The sequence below is a fragment of the Inquilinus sp. genome (assembly GCF_039594555.1).
Taxonomy (GTDB): domain Bacteria; phylum Pseudomonadota; class Alphaproteobacteria; order DSM-16000; family Inquilinaceae; genus Inquilinus.
This window is the reverse complement of sequence record NZ_JBCNNF010000153.1, coordinates 1-15,051: the sequence shown is the minus strand read 5'-3', so window position 1 is coordinate 15,051 and position 15,051 is coordinate 1. Positions and strand designations below refer to the sequence as shown.

Here is a 15,051-nt window from a genome sequence, read left to right as displayed (position 1 = left end):
CACCACCACGACGACGGTCCGCAGCGCCCCGCGGGGCGGGCCGTCGTCGTGGTGGTGGTGTTCTCGATCCTGGGCGGGCTGCTGCAGATGCTGATCGTCAACCTGGTGAAGGATGTCCTGTTCGCCGGGCTGGCCCCCGGCGGAGTCGCCCGCGTGGCCGCAATCCCGGTGGTCTATTACACCGCGGTCTTTCTCGGCTGGTCGCTGGCCTATGTCTGGATCCGAGCGGATGTCGAGGCCCGGTCGGAGCGGGCGCGCCGCAGCGAGGCGCAGGCCGCGGCGACACGGGCCGAACTGCAGCGGCTGCGCCTGCAGCTGGAACCGCATTTCTTGTTCAACGCTCTGAACACCGTGGCCGTGGAGATCCCCGACAACCCGCAGGCGGCACTGGAGATGACCCACCGCATCGCCGGCTATCTGCGCTACTCGCTGGACCCGCAGACCCGGCCGGTGTGCCTGCTGAGCGAGGAGATCGAGGCCGTGCGCGCCTATGTCCGGATCCAGGAGCTGCGCTTCGAGGACCGGCTGCGCTGTGTGGTCGAGTTGGACCTGCGCGCCAGCACGGTGCCGGTGCCGCATCTGATCGTGCAGGGGCTGGTCGAGAACGCGGTGAAGCACGGGTTGCGCACCTCATCCGGCCCGCTTGAGATCCGTATCGCCGCTCGCCGTCTGGATGCCGAAACAGTCACGATCGAGGTCACCAATCCGGGCCGGCTGTCGCCGCGGACGGACGACCGGCCGGCCGTCGGGCTGGCCAACACCCGCCGCCGGCTGGAGCTGCACTATCCGGGACGGCATGAGCTGACATTGGCCCAGGAGGGGGACATGGTGGTGGCGCGGCTGGCGCTGACGGGGACCGCATGCTTCGCGTGATGCTGGTGGATGACGAGCCGCCCGCGCGGCGGGGATTCCGACGCCTGCTGCAGGCGCATCCGGACATCGACATCGTGGCCGAGGCAGGGACGGTCGCGGAGGCCCGGGACCAGACGGGCCGGTTGCGGCCCGACGCAATCTTCCTGGATGTCGAGCTGGCCGACGGCCGCGGCTTCGACCTGCTCTCGGAGCTGTCGCCGGTGCCGGCGATCGTGTTCGTCACCGCGCACGACCTTTACGCGGTCCGGGCCTTCGACGTCTCGGCGGTGGACTTCCTGCTCAAGCCGGTCGACCCGCAGCGGCTGGCCGTCACCATGGACCGGCTGCGCCGACATCGCCGGGACGCGGCCGTAGCGCCAGTGCCCGAAGCAGCCAGGCCTGACGACGCCGAGCTGGATTCCGGGCCGCAGCAGCGCATCCATCTCCGCGTCGACGGCCGGTCGGTGATCGCGCCGCTGGGCACCGTGGCGATGCTGGCGGCGGAGGCGGATTTCACCCGCATCTTCCTGAAGGGCGCGCGGGACTACCTGGTCTGCCGGCTGCTGCGGCATTTCGAGGCGCAGCTTCCGACGCCGCCCTTCGTCCGCATCAGCCGGTCGCTGATCGTCAATCTCGATCAGCTGGAGCAGGTGGATTGGCAGGACGCCGGGCGCTGCAGTGTATCGTTAGGGGGAGGTATCGGGCCGATCGCCCTCGGCCGGATCGCGGCCCGGCGGTTGCGACAATGCATCGAAAGCCGCCCCATGGTCAGCGCATAACGGCGCTCGTCGTCATCGCGCCTCGGCTATGCTCACTCGACACTTGTTCGAGGCGCCAGCGGCGCCATTTAGGTCCCTGCCAACTGCATTCGAGGCGTCCGCCGCTTCCGGCCGGAACGCTGCCAGCCTTCCGGGTCACACGTCCCGTCGAGCTGGGGCGAAGCGAAGCGCCACGCGTCGAATGCGACCTGACAGGCCCTAACCCGGATCAGCACCATGGTATCGAAGACCATCACCGGCGATATCTTGATCGGCTCAGCCTCGATCAGCCCGGCCGAGCGGCCCCTGCGGGCGGTGAACCCCGCCACGGGAGACGCCCTCGATCCGGCCTTCGCTTTCGCCGGCGAAGCCGAGGTCGCCCGGGCCTGCGAGCTCGCCTGGTCCGCTTTCCTCGCATACCGCCTGACCGGCTTGGAGGAACGGGCCGGGTTCCTGGAGGCGATCGCCCACAACATCCTCGAGCTCGGCGATACGCTGGTCGACCGCGCCACGGTCGAGACCGGACTGCCGAGGCCTCGTATCGAGGGTGAGCGGGCGCGCACCGTCGGGCAGCTGCGCCTGTTCGCCCAGGTCGTGCGAAGCGGGGAATGGCTGGACCTGCGCGTCGACCCGGCGCAGCCGGAACGGACGCCGCTGCCACGTGCCGACCTGAGGCTGCGGCAGATCCCGCTCGGCCCGGTCGCGGTGTTCGGGGCCAGCAACTTCCCGCTGGCCTTCTCCGTCGCGGGCGGCGACACGGCGTCGGCGCTGGCGGCAGGCTGCCCCGTCGTGGTGAAGGGCCACCCGGCCCATCCCGGCACCAGCGAACTGGTCGGCCGCGCCATCCAGGCGGCGGTGAGCGAATGCGGCATGCCGGAGGGCGTGTTCTCGCTGCTCCCCGGTGCCGTGGAGACCGGCACGGCCCTGGTCAAGCACCCGCATATCAAGGCGGTCGGCTTCACCGGCTCGCGCGGCGGCGGGCTGGCGCTGGTCGCGGCCGCGGCGCAGCGGTCGGAGCCGATCCCGGTCTATGCCGAGATGAGCAGTGTCAATCCGGTGTTCCTGCTGCCCGCCGCCCTCGACGCCCGGGCCGAAGGGATCGCGGCCGGCTTCGTCGACTCGCTGACGCTCGGCGCCGGCCAGTTCTGCACCAATCCGGGTCTGATCTTCGCGCTCGAGGGCGCCGGTCTCGACCGCTTCCTCGCGGCAGCCGGCGCGGCACTCGCGACCCGGGAGCCGGCGCCGATGCTGACCGAGGGAATCCACAAGGCCTATGCCGCGGGCGTGCAGGCGCTCGAAACCAATCCAGCAGTGCGCGCCGTGGCGCGGGGCGCATCCGGCAGCGGCGTCAATCGCAGCCCGAGTGCGCTGTTCAGCACCGATGCGCCGAGCTTCGGCGCGGATGAGCGCTTGGCGCACGAGGTGTTCGGCGCCGCAGCCCTGGTCGTGCGCTGCAGGACGATCGAGGAGATGGCGAGCGTGGCCGAGCGGCTGGAAGGCCAGCTGACGGCGACGCTGCACTTCGAGCGCGCGGACACCGATCTGGCCCGCCAGCTGATCCCGATCCTGGAGCGGAAGGCCGGCCGCATCCTCGCGAATGGCTGGCCCACCGGCGTCGAGGTCGGGCATGCCATGGTCCATGGCGGCCCGTTCCCCGCCACCTCCGATAGCCGCACCACCTCGGTCGGAACCCTGGCCATCCGGCGCTTCCTGCGGCCGGTCTGTTACCAGGATCTGCCGCAAGAGCTGCTGCCGCCGGAATTGCGGCAGGAGGGTTTGTCGAAGCTGCCTCACCTGTTCGACGGCACGCGCGGGTAGCACGCATCACACCGACGTCAACTCCAGGCGGTTCAGCTCGCCGCCCAACGCCGCGAGGAACCGATCGCAGTCGGCTGCGTCGAAGGCCAAAGGCGGCTTGATCTTCAGCACGTTGTGGTGCGGGCCTTCGGTCGACAGCAGGATGCCGTGCCGTGTCTTCATGGCCTCGACCAGGGCCGACAGCTCCGGCGCCGCCGGCTCCAGCGTCCGGCGGTCGCGCACCATCTCGACGCCGAGGAACAGGCCGAGGCCGCGGACATTGCCAATCATCGGGTGCCGCTCCGACAGGTCACGCAGGCCGTCCACCATCCGCGCGCCGATCACGGCTGCATGGTGCATCAGCCTCTCGTCGCGGATGACGTCGAGCACGGCGAGGCCGATCGCGGCAGAGACCGGGTTGCCGCCGAAGGTGTTGAAATACTCCATGCCGTTGGCGAAGGCGGCCGCGATCTCCGGCGTCGTCACCACCGCCGCCATCGGGTGGCCGTTGCCGATGGGCTTGCCCATGGTGACGATGTCGGGCACCACGCCCTGGGTCTCGAACGCCCACATATGGCTGCCGGCCCGGCCGAAGCCGACCTGGACCTCGTCCGCGACGCAGAGGCCGCCGGCCGCACGCACATGGGCATAGGCGGCCTTCAGGTAGCCATCCGGCAGCACCAGCTGGCCGCCGCAGCCGAGGATGGATTCACAGAAGAAGGCGGCCACGCCGCCCCGCGCCCGGGCGGCCGCGGCCTGCCGCCCGACATCCTCGGCGTAGCGGGCGCCGACCTCGGGATCGCCGGCCCGGAACCGGCCGCGATACAGGTCCGGCATCTCGCAGACATGGACATGCGAGGGCCGCCCCTGCCCGCCCGGCCCGGCAAACTTGTAGGGGCTGATCTCGATCAGCGAGGTCAGGTGGCCGTGATAGGCATGGTCCAGTGTCAGCAGGTCGTGACGGCCGGTATGGGCGCGGGCCAGCCGGATCGCCAGGTCGTTCGCTTCCGATCCGGAATTGACCAGGAAGCAGACCGACAGCGGCGCGGGCAGCGTCGCCGTCAGGCGCCGCGCATATTCGACCAGATGGTCGTGCAGATAGCGGGTGTTGGTGTTCAGCCGCGCCATCTGGGCCTGCGCCGCCGCGACCACGCGGGGATGGCCGTGGCCGACATGGGCGACGTTGTTGACCATGTCGAGCCATTCGCGCCCGGCCTCGTCGATCAGCCGCGCACCGCGGCCGCCGACGATCTTCAGCGGATCGCGGTAGGACAGGCTGAGCGACCGGCCGACCACGCGCCGGCGCAGCTGCCGCAGCCGGGCGGGCGTGCGGTCCGGCACGGCCGAGCACGAAGCCGGGATGCCGGCGACGATGTTCGGGTCCGGGCTGATGCTCTCCCACACTTCGAGCTGGCTTTTCGGCGCCACGCCCCAGATACCGACACCCATCTCGAGCAGATGGGTCAGCAGTTGCAGGTGCAGATGCGGCGGCCAATGGCCGTTCTCGGCCAGGTCGCCGAGCACGGCAATGCGGTCGCCGGCCGCGACCGCCCGGCCCGGCGCCAGCCCCGCGAGCGAGGTCGGCCGCAGATGGCCGTAGAGGGTCCAGAACGGCGTGCCGTCATCCGTGGCGTGCCGCAGCAGCAGATGGCCGCCGAAGCCGCCCGCGGCCGGCTCGTCGCCCACCGCCTCCACCACCCCGTCGATCGGCGCTCGGATCGGCGTGCCGGCGGGCGCGAACAGGTCGAGGCCGAGATGGATCGACCGGCGCTCGGCCGGATCCGGTGTCTCGAAATGCGCCGCGCGGTAGACCGGCCGGTCCTCGCGGTACCGGCCGATCCCGACCGTAGCGCCGCCCTGCGCCAGCTGCCGCTCGCACCAGGCGGACAGGGCGGCGGGATCGGTCAACTCTTCGAGAATCCCGGCATTGGCCCCGTGCCGGTCCCAGTCCAGGATCGCCACCTGATCCGCGGCGGGGCGGGTCTCGAGGACCGGGGCGAAGCGATGCGCATTGGCCTCGAGCCAGCGCACGATTCCCGGCGCCGCCGGGTTCGGCGCCAGCCCGCAGGCCTCCCGGATCCGCATCCGCGCGAGATGCCGGTCCTGCGCCGCGAACCGGGCCAGCGTGGCCCGGACATCGTCCTGGCTGACCAGCAGATAGGCATTGTCCGGGGCGGCCCGGCTCTGGCGCGCCGCCATGCACAGGCTGACCGCCAGGCGGGCCAGCACCAACTCGTGGATCACATCGATCTCTTGCTGCTCCAGCGGGTTGGCCTCGTGATAGGCGGCGACCAGCGGCAGGATCGCCGCCACCGGGTCGGGCGCGCCGATCGCCGCATAGGCGGCGGCCACCGCGATCTCCGACACCCGCGCCGTCTCCACCATGTCGCCGAAATCGACCAGGCCGGCGATCCGCCCCTCGGCGTCGAGCAGCAGGTTGCGGTCATTGGCGTCGTTGTGCAGCACCTGGCGCGGACAGGCGGCGAGCTGCGGCACGATCTCCGCGGCGAAGCGGTCGAGGATCGCCGTGGCCGCGGTGCGGCTGTCGGGGTCGGGGATCCAGCCCAGCGCGTCGCGCTGCTCCGCCGCGCGCAGCAGGTCCCAGGCATAGGCGCGGGCCGCTGCCGGGTGCCGGAAATCGGCAAGGGCGCGGTCGAGCCGCCCCAGCATCGCGCCCAGGCCGGCCCGCACCTCGTCGCCGATGCCGGTCCGGTCGGCCCACATCGTGCCGTCCAGCCAGGCCGTCAGCCTGGCCAGCCGCCGCCGGCCCGCAACCTCGACCGCGACCACCAGCCGGCCGTCGCCGGCCGGGACGGCGCGCTGCACCGGCAGCCCCGGATCGCGGGCGGCGAGATGGGCCAGGACCGCGGCCTGCATCTCCGCCTCCGCATCCGCCGTGCCGGCGGCGTGGAGCTTGAGCAGGTAGCCGCGGCCGTCCGGCGCGGTGACGCGGAAATTGGCATCATGCTCGCCGGGCAGCGGGACCAGCGTGCCCGCCACATCCCAATGACGCGACAGCAGCGCACGGATCGCAGCATCGGCGGCGACGACATCCAGCATGGAAAGGTCCCTCAGCCCTTGGTGGCGCCCATCGCCAGCCCGGCGATGAACTGCTTCTGCATGACGAAGAACAGCACGATCGGCGGGATCGCCGCCAGGATCGACGCCGCGGCGACCAGGTTCCACTGGGTCGAGTAGGCGCCCTTGAGCTGGGCGAGGCCGATGGTGATCGGCCGCACCCCGTCGCTCTGCACCAGCACCAGGGCCCAGAAATAGTCGTTCCAGACGAAGGTGAAGATCAGGACCGCCAGCGCCGCCATGGCGGGCCGCAGCAGCGGCAGCACCACCCGGCGGTAGATCTGGAACTCGGTCGCGCCCTCGCAGCGCGCCGCCTCGGTCAGCTCGCGCGGCAGGTCGCGGATGAAGTTGCGCAGGAAGAAGGCGGCGAACGGGCCGCCCAGCGCGACCTGGACCAGGATCAGCGCCCAGCGCGTGTCGAACAGGCCGAGCGCCACCACGATGTCGCGCACCGGGATCATCAGCAGCTGGGCCGGCAGGAAGTTGCCGGCGAGCATCAGGAGAAAGAGCAGCCGCGCGCCCGGGAATTCGTAGTTGGCCAGGACGAAGGCGGCCATCGATGCCAGGACCAGGGTGATCGTCACCACGGCCAGGCACAGGAACAGGCTGTTGGCCAGGTAGGTCGCCATCGGCGACTGGGTGAACACGGCTTGGTAGTTGTCCAGCAGCTGCCAGCGGGTCGGCCATCCCCAGTAGTTGCCGCGCAGCAGGTCGTCGCGGCCGCGGAGCGAGGTCACGATCACCGCCAGGATCGGCAGCATCCACAGCAGAAGCGCGGCCGGCACGGCGGCCCGGTAGGCCCGCCGCAGCCCGGGGCGCCAGGTCTCGATCGGCTTCGGGAACATCAGTTGCCCCCCGGCTTCAGGCTGAAGGTGCGGCGCAGGAACAGCAGCACATAGGCCAGCATGATCAGGAACAGGACCACGGCGATGGCGGAGCCGAAGCCAGGGCGCATCACCAGCAGGCTCTGCTGATACATCAGCTGGGCCAGCACGGCGGTCTGGCCGAACGGCCCGCCGGCGGTCATCACCTGCACCAGATCGAAGCTGGTCAGCGCGCCGATCACGGTGACGACGAAGACGATGCCGGTGGCGGCCCGCAGCTGCGGCACGATGATGTGCCACAGCATCCGCGGCCCCTTAGCCCCGTCGATCCGCCCGGCTTCGACCAGATCGCGGTCCACCGCCGTCAGTCCGGTGAGGTAAAGCATCATGCAGTAGGCGATCTGCGGCCACATGCCTGCGGCGATCACGGCGAAGGTCGCCAGCTCCGGATCCGTCAGCAGGCGCGGCGCGGGCAGCCCGGCCAAGCCGGCGAGCTTGGCGAGCAGGCCGAAGGACGGGTTGTAGAACCAGGTGAACAGCACGCCGATGACGACAGAGGAGATGACGAAGGGCAGGAAGAACAGCGTCTTCGCCGCCCGCATCCCCCGCCCCTGCTGGTTCAGGAACAGCGCCAGCAGCAGGCCCCAGGCCGGCGCCGTCAGGAACGCGGCCAGCCACAGGATGTTGTTGCGGATGGCGGTGAAGAAGCGCTCGGTCCGGAACAGCTCCTCATAGTTTCCGAGCCCGATCCAGCGCATCTCGCCCAGGCCGTTGCCGTCATGCAGGCTGGTCCAGAATGTCTGGCCCACGGGGTAGACGACGAAGACCAGGAACAGCAGGACGGACGGCGCCAGCATCAGGGCCGGCGCCAGCACCGCCTGGCGCCGGCGCCACCAGGACCGGGCCGGCCGCCCGGCCCTCTGCGCCGCAAGCGGGGTGGCGGCAGGCCCGGCGGACACCGAGGTCACTTCTTGAAGATCCGCTGCCGCTGCTGATCCAGATCGGCCAGGATCGCATCGGCGTTGTCGGGCTGGAACATGAACTGCTGGAAGGCGTCCATCCCGATCTCCGCCATCTCGCGCGAGGTGTCGATGTCGTAGTACTGCACCAGCCCCTTCGCATCCTTCAGCGTGCCCAGCATCTTCTGGAAGATCTCCGAGCTGCGGATGGTCGATCTGGTGTTGGCCGGAAAGCTGTTGATGATGCCGGTGAAGGTGGTCTGGACGTCGGCGCGGCCGAAGAAGGCCAGGAACTTGTCGCCGCCGGACTTGTTCTTGGCCCGCGCCGGCACGCACATCGTGTCCGCCGGCCCATGCTCATAGGTCGGCATCGCGGCATCGATGGTCGGGAACGGGAACCAGCCGATCTTGTCCTTGTCCGCGTCGGGGATGTTGTTCAGCAGGAACGACCCCATCAGGAACATGGCCGACTGCCCCTGCACCATGAACACCGCCGCCGTCTCCTCGGTGTAGGCGCTGTGGTCGGGGGTGAAGTAGTCCTTCTTCACCAGGTCGCCCCACAGATCCATCGCGTGCCGCACCTTGGGATCGGTGTAGGGGATCTCCCCCGCCATCAGCTTGAAGTAGAAATCGATGCCGGCGGTCCGCAGGATGAAATAGTCGAACCACGCCGCCGTGGTCCATGGCTGCTGGGTGCCGATGGTGAAGGGGATGATGCCGTTCTGCTTCAGCGTCGCCGCCGCCTTCAGCAGATCGTCATAGGTCTTGGGCTCGGCCAAGCCGTACTGCGCGAAGATGTCCTTGCGGTAGAAGAAGCCGTAGCTGTCGACCAGGATCGGCACGCAGTACAGCTGGCCGTCATAGCTCATCGACGGCACCAGCCCCGCCATGTCCTGGCGCAGGCCGCCCTCGTCCCAGACCCTGGTCGACGGCTCGATCAGCCCGGCCTTGACCAGGTCGAACAGCCGACCGCCGCCATAGTGGCGGAACACGTCCGGCGACTCGTTCACCAGGAAGGCGCGGGCCAGGGTGTCGAAGCTGCCGGAATCGAACTGGTTGATCGTCAGCTCGGTGCCCGGATTCTCCTTCTCGAACTCGGTCTTCAGATAATCCCAGGCCTTCGACCAGGGCGACCCCGGCTGGGTGGCATAGGTGTTGACCGTCACCGTGTCGGCCCGGCCGGCGGCCGGCAGGGCCCAGGCGCAGGCCAGCGCCGCAGCCGCGGCGAGCAAACGCATCTTCCCAGTCACCGCTCTCTCCTCCTGTCGCTGCCGCCCGCTTTGCCGCCGGGCGATCCGGGTTTGTGAAAAATCGAAACGTTTTCATTTTTCTTGACGCTATCATCGGCCCTGGCGATGATCAATGGGTAATCTCGTGGATAAATCGCTGCCAGATCGGGAGAGATCCTCTCCGACGGGGCTGCGGAAATCGATCCACGTGACATGAAATCGTTTAGAATTTTGTGAGAGCAGGGGCGGAACGGATGGTATCGAGACAGTCGACATTGCGCTGGGGCATCCTGGGCACCGGGGACATCGCCACCGATTTCGCGACGGCGCTGCCGCATTCGGCGACCGGCCGGCTGCAGGCGGTGGCCAGCCGCGATGCCGGACGGGCCGCGGCCTTCGCCGCCCGGCATGGCGGCACCGCCCACGGCTCGTACGATGCACTGATCGCCGACCCGCAGGTCGATGCCGTCTATGTCGCCCTGCCCCACACCGAGCACGCCCGCTGGACCCTGCGCGCCGTCGAGGCCGGCAAGGGCGTGCTGTGCGAGAAGCCCTTCGGCACCAATCACGCCGAGGCCATGGCGGTGGTCGAGCGGGCGCGCGAGCGCGGCGTCTTCCTGATGGAAGCCTTCATGTACCGCTGCTATCCGCAGACCGCGGCCCTGGTCGAGCTGGTGCGCAGCGGCCGCATCGGCGAGGTGCGGATGATCGAGTCGAGCTTCGGCTACCATTCGAGCTTCGCGCCCGGCAGCCGGACGTTCGCCAATGCGCTGGCCGGCGGCGGCATCATGGATGTCGGCTGCTATCCGGTCTCGGCCGCCCGCCTGGTGGCCGGCGCGGCGCTGGGGCTCCCCTTCGCCGAGCCGCTGCGGGTGCAGGGCGCCGGCCGGATCGGCAAGACCGGGGTCGACGAATGGGCGGCGGCGACGCTGGAGTTCCCGGGCGGCATCGTCGCCCGGCTGGCGACAGCGGTGTCGGTGACCCTGGAGGACAGCCTGCACGTGTTCGGCACGAAAGGCCGCATCCGTGTCCTGTCGCCCTGGTACGGGCCGGGGCTGCAGGGCGGCCGCTCCGCGATCGAGGTGACGGCCGAGGATGGCACGGCCGAGACCATCACGATCGACCAGCCGCAATGGATGTACGCGCTGGAGGCGGACACCGTCGCCGCGCACTGGCAGCGCGGCGAGGCGCCGGCGATGCCGCTGGAGGACACGCTGGGCAACATGAAGGCGCTGGATGCCTGGCGGGCGGCGCTGGGGCTGGTGTTCGCGCCGGAGACGCCGGAGGGCTATGCCCGGCCGCTGTCCGGCGCCGCCCGGCCGGCGCCGCGGCCGGATGCCGGCATGCCCACCGGGACCGTGCCCGGCGTCGCCCGGCCGGTAGCGCGGATGGTGATGGGCGTCGACAACCAGCAGACCTTTCCCCACGCCGCGGCGCTGTTCGACGACTATATCGAGCGCGGCGGCAACTGCTTCGACACCGCCCGGGTCTATGAGGAGGATGGCTGCGAGACGCTGTTCGGCCAGTGGCTGTCGACCCGGGGCCTGCGCGACGAGATCGTCCTGATCTGCAAGGGCGCGCACACGCCGAACTGCACGCCGGACGCGGTGCGGCGGGAGCTGGAGCAGAGCTTCGAGGCGCTGCGCACCGACCGCGCCGACATCTACTTCCTGCACCGCGACAACCCCGAGGTGCCGGTCGGCGAGTTCGTCGACGTGCTCGACGCGCTGCACCGCGAGGGCCGGATCGGCGTGTTCGGCGGCTCGAACTGGAGCCTGGAGCGGTTCCGGGCGGCCAACGACTACGCTCGGCAGAACGGCAAGGCCGGCTTCACGGTGCTGAGCAACAACCTGGCCCTGGCCCGCATGGTCAACCCGGTCTGGACCGGCTGCGTCTCGGCCCACGGCCCGGACTGGCTGCGCTATCTGGAGGAGAGCGGCACGGCGCTCTTCGCCTGGTCGTCGACCGCCCGCGGCTTCTTCACCGACCGAGCCGGCCCGGACCGGCGGGAGGATCCGGAGCTGGTCAACGCCTGGTATGCCGACGACAATTTCGAGCGCCGCCGCCGCGCCATCGCCCTGGCCGAGGCGAAAGGCACCAGCCCGGTGCAGATCGCCATGGCCTGGGTGCTGTCGCAGCCCTTCGCCACCTTCGCCCTGTCCGGCCCCCGATCGATCGCCGAGACCCGCCGCAACGCCGACGGCCTCGCCCTCACCCTGACCCGGGATGAGCGCGACTGGCTGGATCTGCGCCGCGATTCCCTGTGACCGGAAGCCCGCTCATGACCGCATCCCCCTTCACCATCGGCATCATCGGCTGCGGCGTCATCTTCGACGCCTACGCCGCCGGGCTGACGCGCTTCCCGTTCCTGCGGCTCGCCGCCTGTGCCGACATCCGCGACGATGCCGCCCGCGCCAGGGCCGCTGCCTGGGGCTGCCGCGCCCTGCCGGTCGACGAGCTGCTGGCCGACCCGCAGATCGGCCTGGTGGTCAACCTGACCATCCCGTCGGCGCATGCCGGGATCTCCCGCCGCATCGTCGCCGCCGGCAAGCACGTCTATTCCGAGAAGCCTCTGGCGACAGGCCTGGCCGATGCGGAGGCGCTGCTGGCCGAGGCCTCGGCACGGGGGCTGCGGGTCGGCTGCGCCCCCGACACCGTGCTGGGCGGCGCCCACCAGACCGCCCGGGCCCTGCTGGATGCTGGCGAGATTGGCCGCCCGCTGGCGGGCACCGCCTTCTGCCTCGAGCACGGCATGGAGGACTGGCATCCGGATCCGGACTTCTTCTACCGGCCCGGCGCCGGGCCGATGCTGGACATGGGCCCCTACTATGTGACCGCTCTGGTCAGTCTGCTGGGCCCGGCACGACGCGTTTCCGCCCTGGCCGGCACCGGCATCGCCGAGCGGGTCATCGGCAATGGCCCGCGGACCGGGGAGAGGATCCGGGTCGAGACCCCGACCCATGTCGCCGGCACGGTGGAGTTCGCCTCCGGCGCGCTGGTGACGGTGGTGACCAGCTTCGAGGTGGAGTGGCACGGCCATCCCCATATCGAGATCTACGGCACGCAGGGCACGCTGCGCCTGCCGGACCCGAACGAGTTCGGCGGCGCCGTCGGCATCGGCCGGCGCAAGGCGGCGCTGGAGACGGTGGCGACCACCCGCCCCTTCGCCGAAGGCGACCAGCGGGGCCTGGGCGTGGCCGAGATGGCCGCGGCCATCGCGGCCGGCCGGCCGCATCGCGCCGACGGTGCCCTGGCCCGCCACGTGCTGGAGATCATGCAGGGCTTCGAGACCTCGGCCCGTCTGGGCACTGCCGTCGCCGTGCGGTCGACCGTCGACCGGCCCGCGCCGATGCCCACCGTTGCCGACGACGCCTTCGCCGCGGCGAGGGCCGCGTGATGGCTGGGCCGCAGATCGCCGTCCAGCTGTACAGCCTGCGCCATGCCGGTGACTTCGACGCCCAGGTCGGCCTGGCGCGCGACGCCGGCTTCACACTGGCCGAGACCGGCGAGCCGGTCGGGCTGACCCCGGCGGAGATGGCCGCGATCCTGGCCCGCCACGGCGTCGCCGCCGTGTCCTGCCATGTCGACCTGCCCGACCTCCGGCGCGACCGCGCGGCCGTGATGGCGATGGCAGAGGCGCTGGGGACCCGGACCATCGTCATGCCCTGGCTCGACGCGCCGCTACGCCCGGCGGACCTCGCCGGCTGGCGCGACCTGGCGGTGGAGATGCAGGACCATGCCGCGGCGCTGGCGGCCGAGGGCCACCGCCTGTGCTGGCACAACCACGATTTCGAGCTGCGCCAGGCCGACGGCGTATTGCCGCTCGACCTGCTGCTCGACCCCGGCCTGCCGCACCCCTTGCCCTGGCAGGCGGACCTCGCCTGGGCGGCACGCGCCGGCCAGGATCCGGAGGCGTTGCTGGCACGGTATGCCGGGCGGATCGCCAGCGTCCATGTCAAGGACCTGGCCGGGCCGGACGGCGATCCGGCCGAAGGCGGCTGGGCCGATGTCGGCCGCGGCACGCTCGACTGGGTGCGGCTGCTGCGTGCCGCATGGCAGGCCGGCGCGCGCTGCTTCATCGTCGAGCATGACGACCCGCGCGACCCGGCCGCCACCATCCGGGCGGGCCGCGCCTTTCTCGACCGGCACCTGCCGGCCCTGGCCGCGGCATGACCGGCCCGGTGGCGGCGTGGCCCGGCTGGCGGGCGGACCTGTTCGACGCCAACCGCGTGCCCTTCTCGCGCCGCGGCAGCTTCCTGGCGGTTTCGCGGCTGGCGGGGGATGGCGGGCTGTGGCTGCGGTCGCTGCGCGGCGGCGACGAGCACACCGATGCCGGCCGGCTGTTCCGGCTGGAGACGCTGGATGCCGGCGGCACGCCCGTGCCCTGCCGCGCCGTGCTGGCGCCGGATTGCCTGACGCTGCAGGCGGCCGGCGGCGCCGTGCGCCTGGCCTTCGCCGATGCCGACACGATCGCGGTCCAGGCCGATGGCGCCGGGCTGCGGCTGAGCCTGCAGCCGGGGAGCTACGACCACGCCCAGCGCCTGCCCGACCGGATCCGCATCAGCCAGGCTCGCCAGGACCTGTCGGCCGACGTGCTGGTGACCGCCGGCACCGCCGGGCTCGATGCCCCGTGGCAGGGGATGCGGGCCGAGCGGATCCGGCTCGACCTTTTGCCGGATGGGGACGCCCGTGCCGCGGCGACGCTGCGGCTGTTCCGCATCCGGCCGCAGGGGACCGGCCCGGCCGATTTCGAGGCGGCGCGCGCCGACGCCGCCGCCGATTTCGCGGCCTGGCGCGACAAGACCCTGCCGGTCGCGGCCGGGCTCGAGGGAGGCCGCCTGCTGGCCGCCTACATCACCTGGTCCTGCATGGTGCCGGCCGAGGGCGTGCTGACCCGGCCGACGATGTACATGTCGAAGAACTGGATGACCAACATCTGGAGCTGGGACCACTGCTTCAACGCCCTGGCCCTGGGGACGGCCCGGCCCGAGGCGGCGTGGGACCAGATGGCGGCGCTGTTCGACCATCAGGAGCCGGGCGGCCGCCTGCCGGATTTCGTCAACGACCGCTTCGCCTATTGGCGCTTCACCAAGCCGCCGGTGCATGGCTGGACCTTCGGCCGGCTGCGGGCCATGGCGCCCGGCTTCTACGACCACGGCCGGCTGGAGACCGTCTTCGGTTGGCTGGCGCGCCAGGCGGAGTCCTGGATGGCCGGCGCCGTCGGCGGCCTGCCCGCCTATGACCATGGCAACGATGCCGGCTGGGACAACGCCACGGTCTTTCTGCCGGGCACGCCGCTGCTGTCGCCCGACCTCGCCACCTTCCTGGTCCTGCAGATGCGGGAGCTGGCGGCGATCGCGGCGCTGCTGGGCCGCGCGACGGAGGCCGCGTCCTGGACCGGCCGGGCCGACGCCCTGCGGCAGGCGCTGCTGAGACAACTGTGGACCGGCGACCGCTTCGTCGCCCGCCTCGCGGGCTCGGACGAAGCGGCGGAGGGCGCCGACAGCCTGATCGCCTTCCTGCCGCTGCTGCTCGGCCGCGAGCTGCCGGAGGC

Annotated in this window: 11 protein-coding genes; 7 read left to right on the top strand and 4 right to left on the bottom strand. The window is 71.1% G+C overall.

Features of this window, described 5'->3' with window-relative positions:
* The 3 genes from ABDW35_RS17530 to ABDW35_RS17520 all read left to right on the top strand — a co-directional run.
* Nucleotides 1-873 (top strand): histidine kinase (locus ABDW35_RS17530; protein ID WP_343715167.1); only part of this gene is annotated, 873 nt, incomplete at its 5' end.
* A complete protein-coding gene (locus ABDW35_RS17525; RefSeq protein WP_343715166.1) occupies nucleotides 861-1,631 on the top strand; it encodes a LytTR family DNA-binding domain-containing protein in 771 nt (256 codons plus the stop codon). The genes ABDW35_RS17530 and ABDW35_RS17525, both read left to right, overlap by 13 nt.
* Nucleotides 1,632-1,847: 216 nt before the next feature.
* The gene (locus ABDW35_RS17520) at nucleotides 1,848-3,428 is read left to right on the top strand and encodes an aldehyde dehydrogenase (NADP(+)) (RefSeq protein WP_343715165.1); all 1,581 of its coding nucleotides are present in this window, start codon (nucleotides 1,848-1,850) and stop codon (nucleotides 3,426-3,428) included.
* A 6-nt stretch (nucleotides 3,429-3,434) separates the two neighbouring features.
* Here ABDW35_RS17520 and ABDW35_RS17515 read toward each other — a convergent pair whose 3' ends face one another.
* The 4 genes from ABDW35_RS17515 to ABDW35_RS17500 are packed head-to-tail and all read right to left on the bottom strand — an operon-like array spanning nucleotide 3,435 to nucleotide 9,506.
* Nucleotides 3,435-6,467: an aminotransferase class III-fold pyridoxal phosphate-dependent enzyme gene (locus ABDW35_RS17515; RefSeq protein WP_343715164.1), complete on the bottom strand. Its 3,033-nt coding sequence runs from the start codon at nucleotides 6,465-6,467 to the stop codon at nucleotides 3,435-3,437.
* A gap of 11 nt (nucleotides 6,468-6,478) precedes the next feature.
* A complete protein-coding gene (locus tag ABDW35_RS17510) occupies nucleotides 6,479-7,330 on the bottom strand; it encodes a carbohydrate ABC transporter permease (protein ID WP_343715163.1) in 852 nt (283 codons plus the stop codon).
* Nucleotides 7,330-8,277 (bottom strand): sugar ABC transporter permease, encoded by a 948-nt coding sequence (locus ABDW35_RS17505; protein ID WP_343715162.1) that lies wholly within the window; start codon nucleotides 8,275-8,277, stop codon nucleotides 7,330-7,332. Before ABDW35_RS17505 ends, ABDW35_RS17510 begins: the two co-directional genes overlap by 1 nt.
* The gene (locus tag ABDW35_RS17500) at nucleotides 8,274-9,506 is read right to left on the bottom strand and encodes an extracellular solute-binding protein (protein ID WP_343715161.1); all 1,233 of its coding nucleotides are present in this window, start codon (nucleotides 9,504-9,506) and stop codon (nucleotides 8,274-8,276) included. The genes ABDW35_RS17505 and ABDW35_RS17500 overlap by 4 nt, the downstream gene beginning before the upstream one ends.
* Nucleotides 9,507-9,751: 245 nt before the next feature.
* Here ABDW35_RS17500 and ABDW35_RS17495 point away from each other — a divergent pair, with 245 nt between their 5' ends.
* From ABDW35_RS17495 to ABDW35_RS17480, 4 genes are all read left to right on the top strand, one after another.
* Nucleotides 9,752-11,764 (top strand): aldo/keto reductase, encoded by a 2,013-nt coding sequence (locus tag ABDW35_RS17495; protein WP_343715160.1) that lies wholly within the window; start codon nucleotides 9,752-9,754, stop codon nucleotides 11,762-11,764.
* Nucleotides 11,765-11,778: 14 nt separating this feature from the next.
* Nucleotides 11,779-12,894 (top strand): Gfo/Idh/MocA family oxidoreductase, encoded by a 1,116-nt coding sequence (locus ABDW35_RS17490; protein ID WP_343715159.1) that lies wholly within the window; start codon nucleotides 11,779-11,781, stop codon nucleotides 12,892-12,894.
* Nucleotides 12,894-13,670 (top strand): sugar phosphate isomerase/epimerase, encoded by a 777-nt coding sequence (locus ABDW35_RS17485; RefSeq protein ID WP_343715158.1) that lies wholly within the window; start codon nucleotides 12,894-12,896, stop codon nucleotides 13,668-13,670. Before ABDW35_RS17490 ends, ABDW35_RS17485 begins: the two co-directional genes overlap by 1 nt.
* A partial coding sequence (locus ABDW35_RS17480) for a hypothetical protein (protein WP_343715157.1) occupies nucleotides 13,667-15,051 on the top strand: 1,385 nt, incomplete at its 3' end. The genes ABDW35_RS17485 and ABDW35_RS17480, both read left to right, overlap by 4 nt.